21 protein-coding genes are annotated in these 17,179 nt (G+C 65.6%); 11 read left to right on the top strand and 10 right to left on the bottom strand.

The annotated features are described in order from the left end of the window. Window positions 1-244: 244 nt before the first annotated feature. From lpxK to M3I54_RS33055, 5 genes are all read left to right on the top strand, one after another. Entirely contained in the window at window positions 245-1,324 is a 1,080-nt protein-coding gene (gene lpxK, locus M3I54_RS33075; RefSeq protein ID WP_254343391.1) for a tetraacyldisaccharide 4'-kinase, read from the top strand. Next, a complete protein-coding gene (locus M3I54_RS33070) occupies window positions 1,305-1,508 on the top strand; it encodes a Trm112 family protein (protein WP_028205303.1) in 204 nt (67 codons plus the stop codon). Before lpxK ends, M3I54_RS33070 begins: the two co-directional genes overlap by 20 nt. Window positions 1,509-1,707: 199 nt before the next feature. Then, complete coding sequence (gene kdsB, locus M3I54_RS33065) at window positions 1,708-2,511, top strand: 3-deoxy-manno-octulosonate cytidylyltransferase (protein ID WP_254343389.1); 804 nt, start codon at window positions 1,708-1,710, stop codon at window positions 2,509-2,511. Window positions 2,512-2,811: 300 nt separating this feature from the next. Next, on the top strand, window positions 2,812-3,474 hold the full coding sequence (gene adk / locus M3I54_RS33060; RefSeq protein WP_158758494.1) for an adenylate kinase: 663 nt from the start codon (window positions 2,812-2,814) through the stop codon (window positions 3,472-3,474). Between the two features lie 197 nt (window positions 3,475-3,671). Beyond that, window positions 3,672-4,430: a 3-hydroxyacyl-CoA dehydrogenase gene (locus M3I54_RS33055; RefSeq protein ID WP_254343388.1), complete on the top strand. Its 759-nt coding sequence runs from the start codon at window positions 3,672-3,674 to the stop codon at window positions 4,428-4,430. Between the two features lie 77 nt (window positions 4,431-4,507). Here the strand turns inward: M3I54_RS33055 and M3I54_RS33050 are convergent, their stop codons facing one another. Both M3I54_RS33050 and murJ read right to left on the bottom strand, forming a co-directional pair. Continuing rightward, complete coding sequence (locus M3I54_RS33050; RefSeq protein ID WP_254343424.1) at window positions 4,508-5,347, bottom strand: SirB1 family protein; 840 nt, start codon at window positions 5,345-5,347, stop codon at window positions 4,508-4,510. 5 nt (window positions 5,348-5,352) lie between these two features. Beyond that, window positions 5,353-6,903, bottom strand: a complete 1,551-nt coding sequence (gene murJ / locus M3I54_RS33045) for a murein biosynthesis integral membrane protein MurJ (protein WP_254343387.1) — start codon at window positions 6,901-6,903, stop codon at window positions 5,353-5,355. A gap of 434 nt (window positions 6,904-7,337) precedes the next feature. On the opposite strand from murJ, the gene rpsT reads away from it, so the two are divergent. Continuing rightward, window positions 7,338-7,610 carry a 30S ribosomal protein S20 gene (gene rpsT / locus M3I54_RS33040; protein WP_254343386.1) on the top strand — a complete coding sequence of 91 codons (273 nt, stop codon included), beginning with the start codon at window positions 7,338-7,340 and terminating at the stop codon, window positions 7,608-7,610. Between the two features lie 141 nt (window positions 7,611-7,751). Here rpsT and M3I54_RS33035 read toward each other — a convergent pair whose 3' ends face one another. Further along, window positions 7,752-8,099, bottom strand: a complete 348-nt coding sequence (locus M3I54_RS33035; RefSeq protein WP_254343385.1) for a DUF3579 domain-containing protein — start codon at window positions 8,097-8,099, stop codon at window positions 7,752-7,754. A 636-nt stretch (window positions 8,100-8,735) separates the two neighbouring features. Between M3I54_RS33035 and argF the strand changes: the two genes are divergently transcribed. After that, window positions 8,736-9,665 (top strand): ornithine carbamoyltransferase, encoded by a 930-nt coding sequence (gene argF, locus M3I54_RS33030; RefSeq protein WP_254343384.1) that lies wholly within the window; start codon window positions 8,736-8,738, stop codon window positions 9,663-9,665. A 71-nt stretch (window positions 9,666-9,736) separates the two neighbouring features. Here the strand turns inward: argF and M3I54_RS33025 are convergent, their stop codons facing one another. Beyond that, a complete protein-coding gene (locus M3I54_RS33025; protein WP_254343376.1) occupies window positions 9,737-10,537 on the bottom strand; it encodes an IclR family transcriptional regulator in 801 nt (266 codons plus the stop codon). 127 nt (window positions 10,538-10,664) lie between these two features. Between M3I54_RS33025 and M3I54_RS33020 the strand changes: the two genes are divergently transcribed. Further along, window positions 10,665-11,855, top strand: a complete 1,191-nt coding sequence (locus M3I54_RS33020; RefSeq protein ID WP_254343374.1) for an acyl-CoA dehydrogenase — start codon at window positions 10,665-10,667, stop codon at window positions 11,853-11,855. A gap of 103 nt (window positions 11,856-11,958) precedes the next feature. On the opposite strand, the gene M3I54_RS33015 is transcribed toward M3I54_RS33020, so the two are convergent. Then, a complete protein-coding gene (locus M3I54_RS33015) occupies window positions 11,959-12,597 on the bottom strand; it encodes a peroxiredoxin (RefSeq protein WP_254343372.1) in 639 nt (212 codons plus the stop codon). Between the two features lie 349 nt (window positions 12,598-12,946). Here M3I54_RS33015 and M3I54_RS33010 point away from each other — a divergent pair, with 349 nt between their 5' ends. The 3 genes from M3I54_RS33010 to M3I54_RS33000 all read left to right on the top strand — a co-directional run bounded on the left by M3I54_RS33010 (window position 12,947) and on the right by M3I54_RS33000 (window position 14,330). Continuing rightward, window positions 12,947-13,249, top strand: a complete 303-nt coding sequence (locus tag M3I54_RS33010; protein ID WP_007584918.1) for a YqjD family protein — start codon at window positions 12,947-12,949, stop codon at window positions 13,247-13,249. 205 nt (window positions 13,250-13,454) lie between these two features. Beyond that, complete coding sequence (locus M3I54_RS33005) at window positions 13,455-13,841, top strand: phage holin family protein (protein ID WP_254343370.1); 387 nt, start codon at window positions 13,455-13,457, stop codon at window positions 13,839-13,841. Window positions 13,842-13,856: 15 nt separating this feature from the next. Beyond that, window positions 13,857-14,330: a DUF3318 domain-containing protein gene (locus M3I54_RS33000; protein ID WP_254343368.1), complete on the top strand. Its 474-nt coding sequence runs from the start codon at window positions 13,857-13,859 to the stop codon at window positions 14,328-14,330. A gap of 29 nt (window positions 14,331-14,359) precedes the next feature. Here the strand turns inward: M3I54_RS33000 and M3I54_RS32995 are convergent, their stop codons facing one another. Genes M3I54_RS32995 through M3I54_RS32975 form a run of 5 tightly spaced genes read right to left on the bottom strand, consistent with a single transcriptional unit; the run spans window position 14,360 to window position 17,100 of the window. After that, complete coding sequence (locus M3I54_RS32995; RefSeq protein WP_254343366.1) at window positions 14,360-14,791, bottom strand: type IV pilin protein; 432 nt, start codon at window positions 14,789-14,791, stop codon at window positions 14,360-14,362. A gap of 20 nt (window positions 14,792-14,811) precedes the next feature. Continuing rightward, window positions 14,812-15,348: a hypothetical protein gene (locus M3I54_RS32990; protein ID WP_254343364.1), complete on the bottom strand. Its 537-nt coding sequence runs from the start codon at window positions 15,346-15,348 to the stop codon at window positions 14,812-14,814. Beyond that, complete coding sequence (locus tag M3I54_RS32985) at window positions 15,345-16,142, bottom strand: PilW family protein (RefSeq protein WP_254343362.1); 798 nt, start codon at window positions 16,140-16,142, stop codon at window positions 15,345-15,347. Before M3I54_RS32985 ends, M3I54_RS32990 begins: the two co-directional genes overlap by 4 nt. After that, on the bottom strand, window positions 16,139-16,567 hold the full coding sequence (locus M3I54_RS32980; protein ID WP_254343360.1) for a hypothetical protein: 429 nt from the start codon (window positions 16,565-16,567) through the stop codon (window positions 16,139-16,141). The genes M3I54_RS32985 and M3I54_RS32980 overlap by 4 nt, the downstream gene beginning before the upstream one ends. Next, a complete protein-coding gene (locus tag M3I54_RS32975) occupies window positions 16,564-17,100 on the bottom strand; it encodes a GspH/FimT family pseudopilin (protein WP_254343359.1) in 537 nt (178 codons plus the stop codon). Before M3I54_RS32975 ends, M3I54_RS32980 begins: the two co-directional genes overlap by 4 nt. Between the last annotated feature and the right edge of the window lie 79 nt (window positions 17,101-17,179).

The following is a 17,179-nucleotide window of genomic DNA, read 5'->3' as shown; positions in this document are numbered from 1 at the left end:
GCCTTGCAGGCAGCCGACAGTTGCATACGGTCCGGCAACTTGCCGCGTCACGCCTACCCGCGCTAGAGTGCCGGGTTCACGAGCGCCTGTGCCGCACCACGCGAAGCGCCGAGCGCTCGCATGTGCAGGTCATTCGCCTGCCGTCTTGTTTGTCGCTCACCTCGAACCGGAGAACCGAACCGATGCCCGCCCTGCCTGTCTGCTTCCCGCATGCCGCGTGCGGCGCTTCGCGCGCAAATCGCCGATGAGCGGCCCCGTCTCCAGTCTCAAGGAACGCCTCGAAGGGCAGTTTGCGCACGAGTGGCAACGCCGCGGCGCGCTCGCCTGGGCGCTCACGCCGCTCGCCGCCGTGTTTGCCGCCGTGAGCGGTGCGCGCCGCACCGCCTTTGCAGCGGGCTGGCTCAAGAGCGTGCGCGTGGGCGTGCCCGTGGTGGTGGTCGGCAACGTGACCGTGGGCGGCACGGGCAAGACGCCCACGGTGATCGCGCTCGTCGAGGCGCTGCGCGCGGCGGGCTTCTCGCCGGGCGTGGTCTCGCGCGGGTACGGCGCGAAAATCGCCCGCCCCACGCCCGTCACGGCGGATACGCCCGCGCGCCTTTGCGGTGACGAACCCTTGTTGATCGCCCGCCGCACGGGTGTGCCCGTCTGGGTCTCGCCCGACCGCGTGGCGGCGGCGACGGCGCTGTGCGGCGCCCACAGCGACGTCGACGTGATCGTGAGCGACGACGGCCTGCAGCACTATCGCCTCGTGCGCGACGTCGAGATCGTGGTGTTCGACCATCGCCTGGGCGGCAATGGCTTTCTGCTGCCGGCGGGCCCGCTGCGCGAGCCGCTCTCGCGCCGGCGCGACGCCACGCTTGTCAACAATCCGTTCGAGCGCACGCTGCCGGCCTGGCCCAATACGTTCGCGCTCAAGCTCGAACCCGGCGACGCCTGGCATCTCGCCAATCCGGCGCTGCGCCGTCCGCTTGCGCAGTTTGCCGCGGGCGCGGCGACACCGGCGCAAGGCGCAGGCACGCAAGAATCGCAGGCCGCGCTGCGCATCGTGGCGGCGGCCGGCATCGGTTCGCCGGAGCGCTTTTTCGCGACGCTGCGCGCGGCCGGCCTCGCGCCGCAAACCCTGCCGCTGCCCGACCACTACGCCTACGCAACCAGCCCGTTCGCCGACGTTGCCGCCGACGCGATCCTGGTCACCGAAAAGGATGCAGTAAAATTAGGGTCCTGGAACGACGCGCGTATCTGGGTCGTCCCCGTTGAAGCCGCGCTCGATCATCGCCTCATTACCCTGGTTGTGGAGAAACTCCGTGGACGCTCGTCTGCTTGAAATCCTGGTCTGCCCGATTTGCAAGGGCCCGCTCAGCTATGACCGTGCCGCGCAGGAGCTGATCTGCAACGCCGACAAGCTCGCCTACCCGATCCGCGACGGCATTCCGGTCATGCTCGTCGACGAAGCGCGTCAAACCGTGGAAGGCACGCCGGTCGATCCGCACGGACCGGGCGCCGCGTAAGGCGCGCGGGCGGCGCATCGCGCGCCGCCTGGTGGCCGCGATCGCGCTCACTCGCCCCGCTCACGGCGCTCCCCGCGCATCTCGGCCTCGCGGCTGGAAGCCGGGTCACGCGCGCCGCCCCTGGCGCGCTGTCGTCTCCAAAGGCGGTCTCCCGAACCGGTTTCCCCAATCCCCTTACCTGTCCTTGCTCCAACTGGCCATGACCGCTCCCGTGCAACCTTTCATCGCCGTCGTCCCGGCGCGTCTCGCGTCCACGCGGCTGCCCAACAAACCGCTCGCCGACATCGGTGGCAAGCCCATGGTGGTGCGCGTGGCCGAGCGCGCACGCGATTCGGGCGCGCAGAAGGTGCTGATCGCTTCGGACGCCCAGAGCGTGCTCGACGCCGCCCGCGCCCACGGTTTCGAGGCCGTGCTCACGCGCGCCGATCACCCGTCGGGCACCGACCGCCTCGCCGAGGTCGCTGAGCACTACGGCTGGAGCGACGAGACGATCGTGGTCAATGTGCAGGGCGACGAACCGCTGATCGATCCCGCGCTCGTGTGCGACGTTGCGTCGCACCTCGCCGCGCACCCCGAATGCGCGATCGCGACCGCCGCGCACCCCATCACGGCGCCCGAGGAAATCTTCAGCCCGAACGTCGTGAAGGTCGTGCTCGACGCAAGCGGCGTGGCGCTCTACTTCTCGCGCGCGCCCATTCCCTGGGCCCGCGACGCATGGCAGCCGCACTGGTCGCCAGCGCGCCTCGATCTCGGCGCAATGGCCGCCCCGCCGGCTCCCGCGACCGTTTATCGCCACATCGGCCTGTACGCGTACCGCGCGAAATTCCTGCGCAGCTACCCCTCGCTCCAGCATTCGCCGATCGAGCAGGTCGAGGCGCTGGAGCAGCTTCGCGCGATGTGGCACGGGCAGCGCATCGCGGTGCTCGTCACGGCGCAGGCACCCGCCCCGGGCGTCGACACCCCCGCCGACCTCGCCCGTGTGCAGGCCTTATACCGGCCTTAATTCCGTCCGTGGGGCAAAAATCCCATGGCATAATCAATTGTTTGCGCGAGCCGTCTAAAGCCTTTGTGCGTCGGGGTTTCCCCGCTTTTCGGCACCGTCTTGCAGCGCCGTCCCGTGTCTTGTGCAAGTCATTGACACCGGGCGCAAGCTGCGTGGGACGGGCCGCCGCCCCCGCCAGCACTGCCTCGACGGCCGTGGGCGAACGGGCGAGGAGACGCACGACGCTGCCGATGCCGCCCCACCGCGCGTGCGGGGCAGCCGCCGCGCCGCAAGAATTCACACAGATCGGAGATTGTTCACATGCGTTTGATCCTGTTGGGCGCCCCGGGCGCGGGCAAGGGAACCCAGGCAAGCTTCATCAAGGAAAAGTTCGGCATTCCGCAAATCTCGACGGGCGACATGCTGCGCGCGGCCGTCAAGGCCGGTACGCCGCTTGGCCTCGAAGCGAAGCGATTCATGGACGCCGGCGAGCTCGTGACCGACGAGCTGATCATCAATCTGGTGAAGGAGCGCCTTCAGGAGCCCGACTGCAAGAACGGCTACCTGTTCGACGGCTTCCCGCGCACGCTGCCGCAAGCCGAAGCGATGAAGCAGGCGGGCGTCGCGATCGATTACGTGCTCGAGATCGACGTGCCGTTCGACGAGATCATCACGCGCATGAGCGGGCGCCGCATGCACCCGGCTTCGGGCCGCACGTATCACGTCAAGTTCAATCCGCCGAAAGTGGCAATGACGGACGACGTGACGGGCGAACCGCTGGTCCAGCGCGACGACGACAAGGAAGAGACGGTGCGCAAGCGTCTGGATGTGTACGTCGCCCAGACCAAGCCGCTCATCGCCTACTACAGCGACTGGGCGAAGCGCGGTGAGGAAAACGGCCTGAAGGCGCCGCAGTATCGCGCGATCTCGGGCCTCGGCAGCGTCGACGAAATTCGCGAGCGCGCGTTCGAAGCGCTCAAGTAAGCGATTCGAAGCCCGGTAAAAAACACGATTCGAAGCCGGCTTCGGCTTCCATGCTGGTTTGCCTGCGGGCCGGCTGGCGCCGCACTCCCGAGATGTTTCGGGACGCGACGCCAGCCGGCCCGTTTTGTTTTTGGTGAGTCTCGCCCGGATTTCCCCTCTGCGCGAGACAGCATAGCCACAACGACAGGAGACGAAAGATGCAGATCCGCGGCAACGTATTTCTCATTACCGGCGGCGCGTCGGGGCTCGGCGCGGCCTGCGCGCGTCTGATCGCGGCCGAAGGCGGCAAGGTCGTCATCGCCGACCTCAACGAGGACGCGGGCAACGCGCTCGCGAAGGAACTGGGCGGCGCGTTCGTGAAGTGCAACGTGGCGAACGAGGACGACGGCACACGCGCCGTGGCCGCGGCAACCGCGCTCGGCACGCTGCGCGGCCTCGTGAACTGCGCGGGCATCGCGCCCGCCGTGAAGACCGTGGGCAAGGACGGCCCGCACCCGCTCGATACGTTCTCGAAGACCATTTCGGTCAATCTGATCGGCACCTTCAACATGATCCGCCTCACGGCGGCCGCCATCGCCCAGACCGCACCCGGCGAGGGCGGCGAGCGCGGCGTGATCGTCAACACGGCGTCGGTGGCCGCGTACGACGGCCAGATCGGCCAGGCGGCCTACGCCGCGTCGAAGGGCGGCGTCGTCGCGATGACGCTGCCTATCGCGCGCGACCTTTCGCGCAGCGGCATCCGCGTGATGACGATCGCGCCCGGCATCTTCGAAACGCCGATGCTGCTCGGCATGCCCAAAGAGGTGCAGGATGCGCTCGGCGCGATGGTCCCGTTCCCGCCGCGCCTCGGCAAGCCGGATGAGTACGCGATGCTGGTCAAGCAGATCGTCGAGAATCCGATGCTCAACGGCGAGGTGATCCGTCTGGACGGCGCGATCCGCATGCAGCCGAAGTAACGGCGCGCCCTCTCCCGCGCGATAAAAAAGCCCGCGACGAAAATCGCGGGCCTTTATCTGCGGCCTCGCCGCGGGCTTCAGTCGTTATCGAGCGCGCGCTGGCGCAGCTCATGCAACTGCGACTCGACGACGGTCGCGTCTTCCGAGTCGGGGCGCTCCTCGAGATAGTGTTCGAGGTCTTCGAGCGCCGGGCGCAGATAGTCGAGCCGCGCATAAGCGAACCCGCGGTCGCGCACTTCCTCGATGTTCTCCGGCAGCAGGATCACGAGCCGCTGCTGGATGGCCAGCAGGCGCTGCCAACGCTCGGTCTGCAGATAGACCGACTTCAGGTTGCGCAGCATGCGCGCGACGATCTCGCGGCGTGTGGCCGGCTCGAGCAGCATGCGCAGCGCACGCGCCACGGAGTCGCCGGCGTTGGCCACGAACGGTTCGAGCATCTCCACCATGTCGGACTCGGTGAGCGTGCGGCCCGTGGTGGGATCGAGCATCTCGTCGCCTTCGGGCAACGCAACGCGCAGCAGGAAATGTCCCGGAAACGACACGCCTTTCACCGGCAAACCGAGCTGGGTCGCCATTTCCAGATACAGCACCGCGAGCGAAATGGGGATGCCGCGCCGGCGCTTGAGCACGACGTTCAGGTGGCTGTTTTCGGGGTCGAGAAAGTCGTTGAGGTTGGCAGCGAACCCCATCTCGCGAAAGAAACAGCGGTTGAGCACGGCAACCTGCTGGCGCACGTTCGCCCCTTCGGGCATACGGCGGCGCACGCGCAGCGCGAGTTCGTCGATCTCGGCAAGCGTGCCTTGCAGATCGAGATCGGGATACGCGTCCTGCGCGATCGCCAGCGCCGCCTCGGTGAGCGGCAGGCTCTCGTCGTCGGCGACGAGCGCGCTGAAATAATCCAGAACCCGCGTAGTCATCGTGGTCACTTCGCCCGCCTCTTGAAGTACGCGTATTTGAAGCCCATCAGCCAAAGCATACCGAAATATAGCGCCGCGAACAGGACGAGGCACGCACCGAGCAAGGCGATGCGCGCGAGCGGTTCATGACGCAGCGCGATCCAGTCGTAGCTGATGGCGCACCAGTGCATCGTCCCGGCCAGCACGAGACATGCCCCGAGCAACTGCACGAAGAACGTCGTCCAACCGGAGGACGGCATATAGATGCCGCGGCGGCGCAGCCCGATGAACAGCAGTAGCGCGTTCATGCAGGCGCCCAGGCCGACCGAGAGCGTCAAGCCCGCGTGCGAGAAGATCGGCACGAAGATATAGTTGCTGATCTGCGTGGCGATGAGCACGCCCACTCCGATCTTGACCGGCGTTTTGATGTCCTGGCGCGCGTAGAAGCCGGGCGCGAGGATCTTGATGAGGATGAGGCCGACGAGCCCCACTCCGTACGCCGCGAGCGCGCGGGCCGTCATGATGACGGACGTGGCGTCGAACTTGCCGTAGTGAAAGAGCGTGGCCGTGAGCGGCTCGGCGAAGAAAAAGAGCGCGACGGCCGAAGGCGCGGCAAGCAGGAACGTCACGCGCAGACCCCAGTCAAGCAACGCCGAGTACTCGTGCGGATCGGCATCGACGTGCGCCTTCGAGAGGCTGGGCAGCAGGATCGTGCCGAGCGCGACGCCGAGCAGCGCCGTCGGGAACTCCATCAGGCGGTCGGCGTAGTTGATCCACGACACCGCACCGGGCCCGAGGCGCGAGGCGATATTGGTGTTGATGATGAGGCTGATCTGCGCGACCGAGACGGCGAACATGGCAGGCACCATCTTCGCGAGCACGCGTTTCACGCCTCGGTGCGCGAGCGCCTTGAGCGGGTTCAGGCCGATGCGCGGCATCATGTCGATGCGCTTCAAGCCCGGCAATTGCACGATGAACTGCAGCACGCCACCCACGATCACGGCCCACGCGAGCGCGTAGACGGGCTGCTTCATGTGCGGCGCGAAGGCCACGGCCGCCGTGATGAACGAGACGTTGAGCAGCACCGGCGCGAACGCGGGCAGCGAGAACTGCTTGTACGTGTTGAGCACGCCGGACGCGAGCGACGTCAGCGAGATGAACACGATATAGGGGAACATGATGCGCGTCATCGTGACGGCGAGCGGAAACGCTTGCCCGTCGCTCTTCAAGCCCGAAGCGACCACGATCACGACGAAGGACGCGCCGAAAATGCCGAGCAGCGAGAGGATCGCGAGCACCCAGGCGAGCACGGTCGACGTGGCGTCGACGAGGGCGCGCGTGGCGTCGTGTCCCTTCTGGTTCTTGAACTCCGCGAGAATCGGCACGAACGCCTGCGAAAAGGCGCCCTCCGCCGAGATGCGGCGCAGCAGGTTGGGAATGCGAAACGCGACGTAGAAAGCGTCGGTGTACTGGCTCGCGCCAAATGCGCGCGCAATCAGCGTTTCTCGGGCCAGACCGGTCACGCGAGAGAGCAGCGTGAAGCCGCTGACCGTCAGCAGGGCTCGGAATAGATTCATGGGGCGGTAATTATACGGGCGTCGTCCGCTCCATCGCGGATGCGCAGCGCAAAGGCCGGCGCAAAACCCCACGCGACGGCGCAGGCGGACGGGAGCCAAAGACAAAACGCGCTGATTGTGACCGTGTCGCGTGAAAGGCGTTCACGTCCGGCGGCGCTTGTTTTCGCTGAAGCGCCGCGATTGCCACCCTTATGATTCTGTTGCTATAATCGTCGATTCGAGTTCTCTCAATGGGGCTCGAAACGCGTCTTGGAAAGGGGGCAGGAAGGGGCAGCAACCCGAGGCAGAAACCCGCTCTGGCACAAAAGGCGCGGCTGGTTAAGCAAAATCAACCGGCAAATACCGTTTTGAACTTCTCTGGCATCGCTGCCGGTCGTTCAAATCCAGGCAAAGAGCGTCGGTAGGACCACGCTCCGCAATCACAAGGAATCGCAATGGCAAACTCCGCACAAGCACGCAAGCGCGCCCGTCAGGCCGCGAAGGCAAACTCGCACAACTCGGCACTGCGCTCGAAGTTCCGCACCGCCATCAAGGCTGTTCGCAAGGCAATCGACGCCGGCGACCAGGCAAAGGCTGCTGAAGTTCTGAAGGCATCGGGCAAGACGCTCGACATCATCGCCGACAAAAAGATGGTTCACAAGAACAAGGCCGCTCGCCATAAGAGCCGCCTGGCTGCTGCCGTCAAGGCAATGCAAGCCGCGCAGTAAAGAGACTCGGACTGCCAGCCACGGCTGGCAACCCCCTCTTTGCGCTGCACCACAAGAAACCCGCTTCGGCGGGTTTTTTTGTTTCTGCCGGGCACAAAAAAACCCGCCGAAGCGGGTCCGTCCGTTGCCGTGGCCGCGCCGCTAGCGCACGGTGGCTTGCTGCGTGGCGTGATCGTGAGGCAGTTCGCACGCCTCGGTCACGAGGAGGTCGTTGTCCTTCGCGAAGCTCATCACGAAATTGAACGCCATCGGCTCGACGTCCTTCAGGCGCGAGTCCAGCACCACGACCTTGAGGTCGCCGATCATCGTCGGGCGCACATAGAGCGAGTAGCGCAGATACGCGTTCGGGCCGCGAGCATTGGCCGACGCTTTAGGACCGAAGCTCGACATCACCCCTGCGAGGCGCTCCGACCAGTCGCTCGGACGAAACTTCTTCCCCGCGCTGGTGATGCCTTGAATGAAGTATTCGGTTGGAGCTTCGTCGGCCATGCAGGAGTACCTGTGTGTGTAGCTGCTGGGTGCGTTTGCAGCATGTAACGGCGACACGAGCGCTGCGCCCGCGCGCGTTCCGCGCTGGTACCGCGGAACGCCGGCCGCGGGGATCGCCCGCCGCCACGCGCATGGACAGTCCGATGGATAGGGAACGGCTGCCGCGCACCCCGCCTGGCGTGAAGTCTCGAAAATCGCCGCCGCCGCATGTCACAAGCAGGTCTCGCAACGGGATCGACAGGACGATTTCGCGGCGCACTGCCAGTCAGCGCACAGGCCGCTCCCGCGGGCTTGCCTGGCGTGGCCGCGAGGTGTCGCCACCCTGCCATTACACACGTCCAGGGCCCGTTTGTCGTGCCTAAGAAATCTCTGGGATTATAGCGCACTGACCGCTTTGACGCAGTGCACACAAGGCACTTGAAAGGCTGGATCCGGGCCTTCACGATGCCCGCGAAATAGTCACGAAAGCCGTCACGAAAACGCCGTCCACCGTGCGCCAAAGCACCCTGCCTAAATGTTGGGCAACTCGTCAAAATGCGCAAAATCCTTTATGCTGCTTTGACTTACCACCAACCGCAGCGGCGTCGCCGGCCCAATCCTGCAGTTCGAGGCCGGATCGGGCGCCGTTTTTGTTTCATGACCTCCCGGACCATACGCCATTACCTGCAGTTCAAGGATTTCTCCCTTGACGAATATGAATATGTGCTGGAGCGCGCACGCATCCTGAAGCGCAAGTTCAAAAACTACGAGACCTATCACCCGCTGCACGACCGCACGCTGGCGATGATCTTCGAGAAGAGCTCCACGCGCACGCGCCTCTCGTTCGAAGCGGGTATTTTCCAGCTGGGCGGCCACGCCGTGTTCATGAACACGCGCGACACGCAGCTCGGTCGCGGCGAACCGATCGAAGATTCGGCGCAGGTCATCTCGCGCATGGTCGACATCATCATGATCCGCACGTTCGGCCAGGACATCCTGCAGCGCTTTGCCGAAAGCTCGCGCGTGCCGGTCATCAACGGTCTCACGAACGAGTACCACCCCTGCCAGGTGCTGGCCGACATCTTCACGTACTACGAGCACCGCGGCCCGATCCGCGGCAAGACCGTGGCGTGGGTCGGCGACGCCAACAACATGCTCTACACGTGGATCGAAGCCGCGCAGATCCTCGGCTTCAAGCTGCGCATCTCCACGCCGCCCGGTTATCCGCTCGATCCGGCGTTGGTCGCGCCGGAAAGCAAGCCGTTCTACGAAGTGTTCGAGGACCCGCACGATGCCTGCGACGGCGCTGACCTCGTAACGACCGACGTCTGGACCAGCATGGGCTTCGAGGCCGAAAACGAAGCACGCAAGCAAGCCTTCGAAGACTGGTGCGTGGACGCGCCGATGATGGCCCGCGCCAACGCCGATGTGCTTTTCATGCATTGCCTGCCCGCGCACCGCGGCGAGGAAGTGAGCGCCGAGGTGATCGACGGCCCGCAGAGCGTGGTTTGGGACGAGGCGGAAAACCGCCTGCATGTGCAGAAGGCGCTCATGGAGTTCCTGCTGCTCGGCCGCTTGAACCACTGAACCTGGCGTACGCCATCATGAAAAAAGCCGACTCGAAGGTCGGCTTTTTTGTGCCCGCTGCGGCTCGCAAGTCAGACCGTTTCGCCAAGACGACGCGCCAGCGACTTCAAGAGCGGCGCCACGCGCTCGCGAAACACCTCGGGGCCCATTGACGAAGCCGGCCCACTGCAGCTGAGCACGAGCCAGCGACGCTCGCGCGGCTCGCGAAACGGCACCGCCACGGCGTTGACGTCTTCATGCCAGTCGCGAAACGAATAGCAGCACCCTTCCTTGCCGAACACCTCGATCTCGCGTTTCGCGGCCTCCACCAACGCCGGCCCTTCGGTTCCCGCCGCCTTCTCCAGCTCCGCAAACAACGCCATGCGCACGTCGATGGGCTGCACCGCCAGGTAAGCGCGGCCCATCGAACTCGTCAGCATGGAGAGGCGCGAACCCGAGGCGAGGCCGAGCGTAAGCGCCGTTTCGCTGCGAATCGTGTCCAGATAGATCACGTCGAGACCGTCGCGGCACCCGAGCGACACAGCCGCACCCACCTCGCGTGCGAAGACGCGCATGTGCGGGCGCGCGAGTTCGAGCGTGTCGGTGCCCGAGAGCAGCGCAAAGCCGAGTGACAGCACCCCGGCGTCGAGCGCATATTTGCCGAGCGATTCGTCAAAGCGCAGATAGCCAAGCACGGTGAGCGTGTACGCGAGCCGGTTCACGGTCGCCTTCGGCAAGCCCGTGCGCGCCACGAAATCGCGGTTGCCCAGCAGCGTCTCGCCGGGACGGAACGCTCGCAGCAGGTCGAGCCCGCGGGCGAGCGCCACGACGAACTTGCGCTCGTCGATCGGCCCCTCGGCCAGCGAAGCAGAAAAAGATGAAGTCGTAGTCATTCCGGATGCAGACATGGGCGCCCTGGTGCTACACTAAAGTCGATATGCAAAACATTGTTCCGCATAGCGGAACTCGCGTCAAGCGCAAATTCGCCCATTTCAAGGATTTGAGGAAAGGAGAGACACCATGGCCGCACACGCCCAGTTCCATTGGGAAGACCCGCTTCTGCTCGACCAGCAGCTCACCGAAGAGGAGCGCATGGTGCGCGACGCCGCCGCCGCGTACGCCCAGGGCAAGCTCGCGCCGCGCGTGCTGGAAGCGTTCCGCCACGAGAAGACGGACGCCTCGATCTTCCGCGAGATGGGCGAAGTCGGCCTGCTCGGCCCGACGATTCCTGAGCAATACGGCGGCCCCGGTCTCAATTACGTGGCCTACGGCCTGATCGCGCGCGAAGTGGAGCGCGTCGACTCGGGCTATCGCTCGATGATGTCGGTGCAGTCGTCGCTCGTGATGGTGCCGATCTTCGAATTCGGCTCGGAAGCGCAAAAGCAGAAGTACCTGCCCAAGCTCGCCAGCGGCGAGTGGATCGGCTGCTTCGGCCTCACGGAGCCGAACCACGGCTCGGACCCGGGCAGCATGGTCACGCGTGCGAAGAAGGTGAACGGCGGCTACTCGCTCTCGGGCGCGAAGATGTGGATCACGAACTCGCCGATCGCCGACGTCTTCGTCGTCTGGGCGAAGCTCGAGGAAGACGGCAAGGACGACATTCGCGGCTTCATTCTCGAGAAAGGGTGGAAGGGTCTCTCGGCGCCCGCGATCCACGGCAAGGTGGGCCTGCGCGCCTCGATCACGGGCGAAATCGTGCTCGACGAAGTGTTCGTGCCGGAAGAGAACCTCATGCCGGACGTAAAGGGCCTGCGCGGCCCGTTCACCTGCCTGAACTCGGCGCGCTACGGCATCGCCTGGGGCGCGCTCGGCGCCGCGGAATCGTGCTGGCACACCGCGCGCCAGTACGTGCTCGACCGCAAGCAGTTTGGCCGCCCGCTTGCCGCGAACCAGCTGATCCAGAAGAAGCTCGCCGACATGCAAACGGAAATCACGCTCGGCCTGCAGGGTTGCCTGCGTCTTGGCCGCATGAAGGACGAAGGCACGGCGGCCGTCGAGATCACGTCGATCATGAAGCGCAACTCGTGCGGCAAGTCACTCGACATCGCGCGTCTCGCCCGCGACATGTTGGGCGGCAACGGTATTTCCGACGAGTTCGGCGTGGCCCGTCACCTCGTGAACCTCGAAGTGGTGAACACGTACGAGGGCACGCACGACATCCACGCGCTGATCCTCGGCCGCGCACAAACGGGCATTCAGGCGTTCTTCTGATCGCCGCCCTGTCCGGCGTCGCCGGCTCATAAAAAACGCCGCACGACTTGTCTCGTGCGGCGTTTTTTTGGCGCCCGTGCAGCGCGGACGTTGCCCGAACGGCTTACTTGTTCGGCTGCGGCGTCATGCGCAGATACGGACGCAGGGCCTTGTAGCCCTTCGGGAACTTCTGCTTGAGGACTTCTTCGTCCTTCAGCGACGGAACGATCACGACGTCGTCGCCCTGCTTCCAGTTGCCGGGCGTCGCGACCTGGTAGTTGTCGGTGAGCTGCAGCGAGTCGATCACGCGCAGCACTTCGTCGAAGTTGCGGCCTGTACTCGCCGGATAGGTGATGATGAGGCGCACCTTCTTGTTCGGGTCGATCACGAACAGCGAGCGCACGGTGAGCGTCTCGTTCGCGTTCGGATGGATCATGTCGTACAGCGCGGACACCTTGCGGTCGCCGTCCGCGAGAATCGGGAAGCCGACGCTCGCTGCCTGCGTCTCGTTGATGTCCTTGATCCACTCGTTGTGCGACTGTGCGGTATCCACCGAAAGCGCAATCGTCTTCACGTTACGCTTCTCGAATTCGTTCTTGAGCTTGGCGGTCAGGCCAAGCTCGGTCGTGCAGACCGGTGTGAAGTCGGCCGGGTGTGAAAACAGCACGCCCCAGCTATTGCCGAGCCACTCGTGAAACTTGATGTGGCCAATGCTCGAATCCTGCTCGAAGTCGGGTGCGATATCGCCAAGACGTAGACTCATGGTGCGGTTCCTTTGAACGAGGTGAACGGGTTTGATCGAAAAATCCGTTGATCCAGCGGACGTTTACAACGCTCAAGCATACAGGCCCTGGTTGCGCCCCGCGAACGAACATCGCCTCACACCGGTATGAGTTTTTGTAATTTTGAACCGGTTGGAGGAAACTTTAGGTGCCGGACCAAATCTATGACTCTCACCGCGCTTCTTTGGTGAGCGGGATCCAAAACCCCGTCCACGCACGTTCGCGGGAACGGATCGTGCGAATTCGCAGGTCGTGGCGGCGCGTCACGCTTGCCAGCGCCCGTATCTTTGTTACGATTCACGCGTGATGTGACACGATGGGAGCCAGTCAATGTCAGAGGTCAACAAGGAGAGGCTGATGTCCGATATCAAAACCGTCCTCGCAGATGCAGAGGACCTGCTCAAGCAGGCTGCGAGCGCTACGGGCGAGCGCGCTTCGGAGTTGCGAGAAACGGCACTCTCGCGTCTGAAGCAGGCAAAAGAGAAGGCCGCCGACGTCCAGGTGGTCGTGGTCGAGAAAGGCAAGAAAGCGGCACGCGCGACCGACGACTATGTCCACGAGCATCCGTGGGCGTCGATCGGGATCGCCGCCGGTGTGGGCGTGCTGGTCGGTTTGCTGATCAACCGCAAATAAATCGGCGCTCGCCGCGCCACGCGGGCGGTCTCAGGGCCGCTCGCGCGGTGCGCTCGACCAGTCGCTGGCAGCGCTTGCCTGACGGCTCTTCGCCGGCGTGGCCCGCCGCATCGCCTGGTTTCGTCGGGCGATCCAGTTCGCTGTTTTTTCTTGCGTTCTTTCTTGCGCATTGCTCGGGCATCTGCCTGCGCCACCCGCCATCGCCATGACGACAGACACCCACTCGCAGCGACACGAACACGGGCCGTTGCGCCGACTGCTCGGCTCCGCGTCCGCGATGCTACAGACGCGGCTAGAACTGATCGGCATCGAACTCGCCGAGGAGAAGGACCGCCTCATCGGCGTGCTGTTCCTTGGCCTCGCGGGGATGATGTTCGCGATGCTTGCCCTGATCGCGCTCACGGCGCTCATTGCCATCGCCTTCTGGGACACGTACCGCTGGGAGGCGCTCGCCGGTCTCACGATCGTTTATGCGATCGCGGCGATTTTCTGCGGCCTGAAGGCGCGCCGCGGGCTGCACACTGCGCCACTCGTATTCCAGGCGACGCTCGAGGAATTCGAGAAAGACCGAGATGTCCTGCGCAACCCCTAGCCGCCAGCCGACGCCATGAACCAATCACGACCGGACACCGCTTTTCGCCCCCGCCGCGGCCGCTCGCACGACCTGTCGACGCCTCAGCTGCGCGCGCTGCGCAAGGAACTGCTGCTGGTGCGAGCGAGCGTCGAGCGCGCCGAAATGGCTGAAGCGCTCGTGGACATCCGAGCGACGGTCACGAACTTCAGCTGGCTGCGCTTCGTGGTGCCCGGATTCGGACGCCCCGGCGCTGGCGGCGGCGTGGCTTCCGGCCTCGGCAGCCTGCTCAAGGAATATCCGCTAATCAGTTCGCTCGTCTCGCTCATCGTGGCGAAGCCGCTGCGTGCGAGCATCGTTTCGGCTGCGCGCCCCATCATCAAGTGGGGCGGCCTCGCCTTTACGGCGTGGGAGGCGTATCGCGTGTGGCAGCAGGTGCGGCGCCAGCGCGGCGCCACTGCGAACCCGCCTGCCCGCGCCAGTTCGGACGAAGACGACCTCACCGGCTGATCGCCGCCCGCTGCGCGGCTCCAACGCGCTCACCGGTCCCTCCAGCACATCTGCGTACCCGCCGCGACAACGCCACCGCCTGCAACGTGATTGCTACGCGCGCCGGTTGCGTCGAGTACGAAGGCGCCGCACGCATCGCCACGCATCGGGCCGGCTTCCACAGGCTCGGCCACGATGGCGTAGCCGCCGTTGGACGCGTCGGCGGGCATCAGGCGCAAGCGGTAGATGGGCGTTCCCGTCGGCGGAGCCTGGTCGAATCCCGTGGGCAAAGACGCCATCGACGCGCTCTGCATATCGACGAGTTGCGCTGCGCGATGGAGCGCGGCCACGGCGTCGACGCGATGTCCCCGCGCGATCTGCGCGCTCCACCCCGGCAACGCGAAGGCCGCGACGATTGCGGCCACCGCCAGCGCGATGACCAGTTCGAGCAGTGTGAACGCGTTGTACCGGTTGCGCTTCATCTTTCCTCCCGTTCGCCGCGTCAAAACGGCCTCGCGACGACGTGACGCCAGTGATGCTCGACGCGTGTCGCGTCACCCGCGGCTTCGATGACCAACTGGTCCTGAAGCCAGCTTTGCGTGTCTTCCGATGCGCCGAAGCCTCGCGCCGTCACGAGATACGCGCGAGCCAGCGGACGGCTCTCCATGCGCCAGGCCTCGACGAAGCATTGCGGCGCGCGCCCGGACCCCCGCCACGCGGCAACGGGCGCGACCGCCTGCCGCTCGAAGCTGTCCTGCCTACGCCAGGCTTGCGGCTCGCCTGATTGCGTGGCAACCGCAGACTCGGCCATCGAGCCATTCGTCAGCGCACGCGAGCACAACACGAGCGCGGCGTCGGCGGCATGGAAGGACTGCAAATGATCGGTGACGGCATCTGCGTTGCGCCGCGTCAGCAGCGCTGCCTCGAACCACGCCGCCGACGTCACGAGCATCATCGCGACGACAAGCAGCACGACTGGGAGCGCCACGCCGTGACGCGCGGCGCGTGTGCGACGCTTCCCGCGAAGGCTCGTTCTCATGACGCTGCCGGCAGAACGTTACGCAGCACGATGTGCCGCCAGAACGCTTGTCGCGCGCGCCCATCCGCGCCGACCGCCTGCACACCATCGCAATCGGTGTAGCGCGTACGCCGTGCGAAGGCCGCGCCGCGCACCAGCACACACAGATCGACCGCCACGACCGACGCCCACCGATCGCGCGCGAGCGCCGAAGCCTCGGCCGCCTGCGCCGCGCCCGCCGTCCAGTAGCGCAGGCGCAAACGCTCGACGCCCTCGACGAGCGGCTGCGCCGTGCCGACCTTGCCGGAGCCCTCGCAGTAAAGCTCGCTCTCGCCGGTCGACCCGCTCACCCTGGCGTGATAGCGGTTCACGATCTCCACGCCGGCCACGCCAACCGCCTGTCCAAGGCAGTCGGTAACCTGGCCGTTTGCAGCGGGCCACGTCGATGCACTGTCGCCTTGATAGCGCACGGCCAACCCATCGGAGCGGCTCGACAGCGACTCGCAGGCAAGCGCCGCGTTGGCACCGGTCGGGCGCCCGGCCGCGCAGCCGAAGATCGCGGGGCCGGCGAGCGGCGAGCGTGCGTCCGCGGCAACAAAGCCGGCCATCTGGATCTGCTCGCCGATCAGCATCAACGCATTCATGCCGGCCTCGTGGACGCGCGCGGCGTCGCTCGCCTGCGCATAGGCCTGGCGCTGCGTACGATAAGCCGAGAGCGCGCCAAGCGTCACCACGAGGCCCAGCGCCACGGCGATCGTCAGTTCGAGCAGGGTGTGGCCGGCCTGCTGGCGCACGTGGGCGAAACGCCTGGTCATCGCAGAAACGCCAGGGCGACGCAGGCGCGCCCAGCGGACCCCGTGGCATCGATACACGGCGCAACCTGCGAAACCGCCGTCGATCCCGACGCTGCGCGCAACGGTGTAGCCGCCCAACTCACGGACGCGATCGATGCGTCGCCTCCCGCGCTCGAGGTGGTCAGCCGCCCTTCGGGCACGACGCTCGCCGTCAGCGCCTTCCATCGATCAGACGTGGCGAACGTTGCACCTGTCACGCGTGCAGCTTCGGCAATGGCGTCAGCGGCAAACGCCGCGCGCTCGCGCGCCGCTGCCAGTTGCGCGTGCCGGGCCAGCCCGAGCTGCGTGCTCAACAGGCCGAGCCCGCACATCGCCATGACGCCAAGCGCAATGGCGACTTCAAGCAGCGTCGACCCGCGCAGGCCGCGCTCGCTCACCCGGCTCATGACGCCCCCGTGCATGCGCCGTCGCTGATGCGTGCGCGGCCCCCCGCCGCGATGCGTATGCAGCGACGCCAGCCCGCGCCGCGTGGTGCAGCCGAGGTGGCCCGCGGGGCAATCTCGAAGTTGCGCAAGCTGCCGATGGTCTGCCCCGCCGGTGGCGAAAACGTGATGGCAGTGAGCCCCGACGCCACGGAAATCGCGTCGAGCGCCGGCTGGATGCGCAACGGGATCGACGCTCCGGCACGCTCGATCATGACGGCCCAGCCGCAGGACCAGTCGGCAATACCGGACGGACACGCTTTGGCCGCCGCAAGGCAATTGTGCGCGGCGTCGACGCGGCAAACGGCAATGCGCGACTTGCGCCGTATTGCCTCGTTGCGTGCGTAGGCGAGTGTGACGAGCATTGCGTTGGCGCGGGCGTCGACCTGATCGCGCACGCGCCACGCGGTGAATACGGGCGTGGAAATCGTTGCGCAGATCGCCAGCAAGACGATGACGACCATCGTCTCAATGAGCGTGAATCCTCCGTACTTCATCAGCAATCCTTAGTTTGTGCGGATTGCCATCAATCTACGGACGAAAGCGAAACGAAACAATTAGCCGAACGGCTAGCTG

The sequence above is a fragment of the Paraburkholderia sp. CNPSo 3274 genome, assembly GCF_024206475.1.
Taxonomy (GTDB): domain Bacteria; phylum Pseudomonadota; class Gammaproteobacteria; order Burkholderiales; family Burkholderiaceae; genus Paraburkholderia.
The sequence above is the reverse complement of the archived record's forward strand: the minus strand, read 5'-3'. Positions and strand labels throughout refer to the sequence as shown.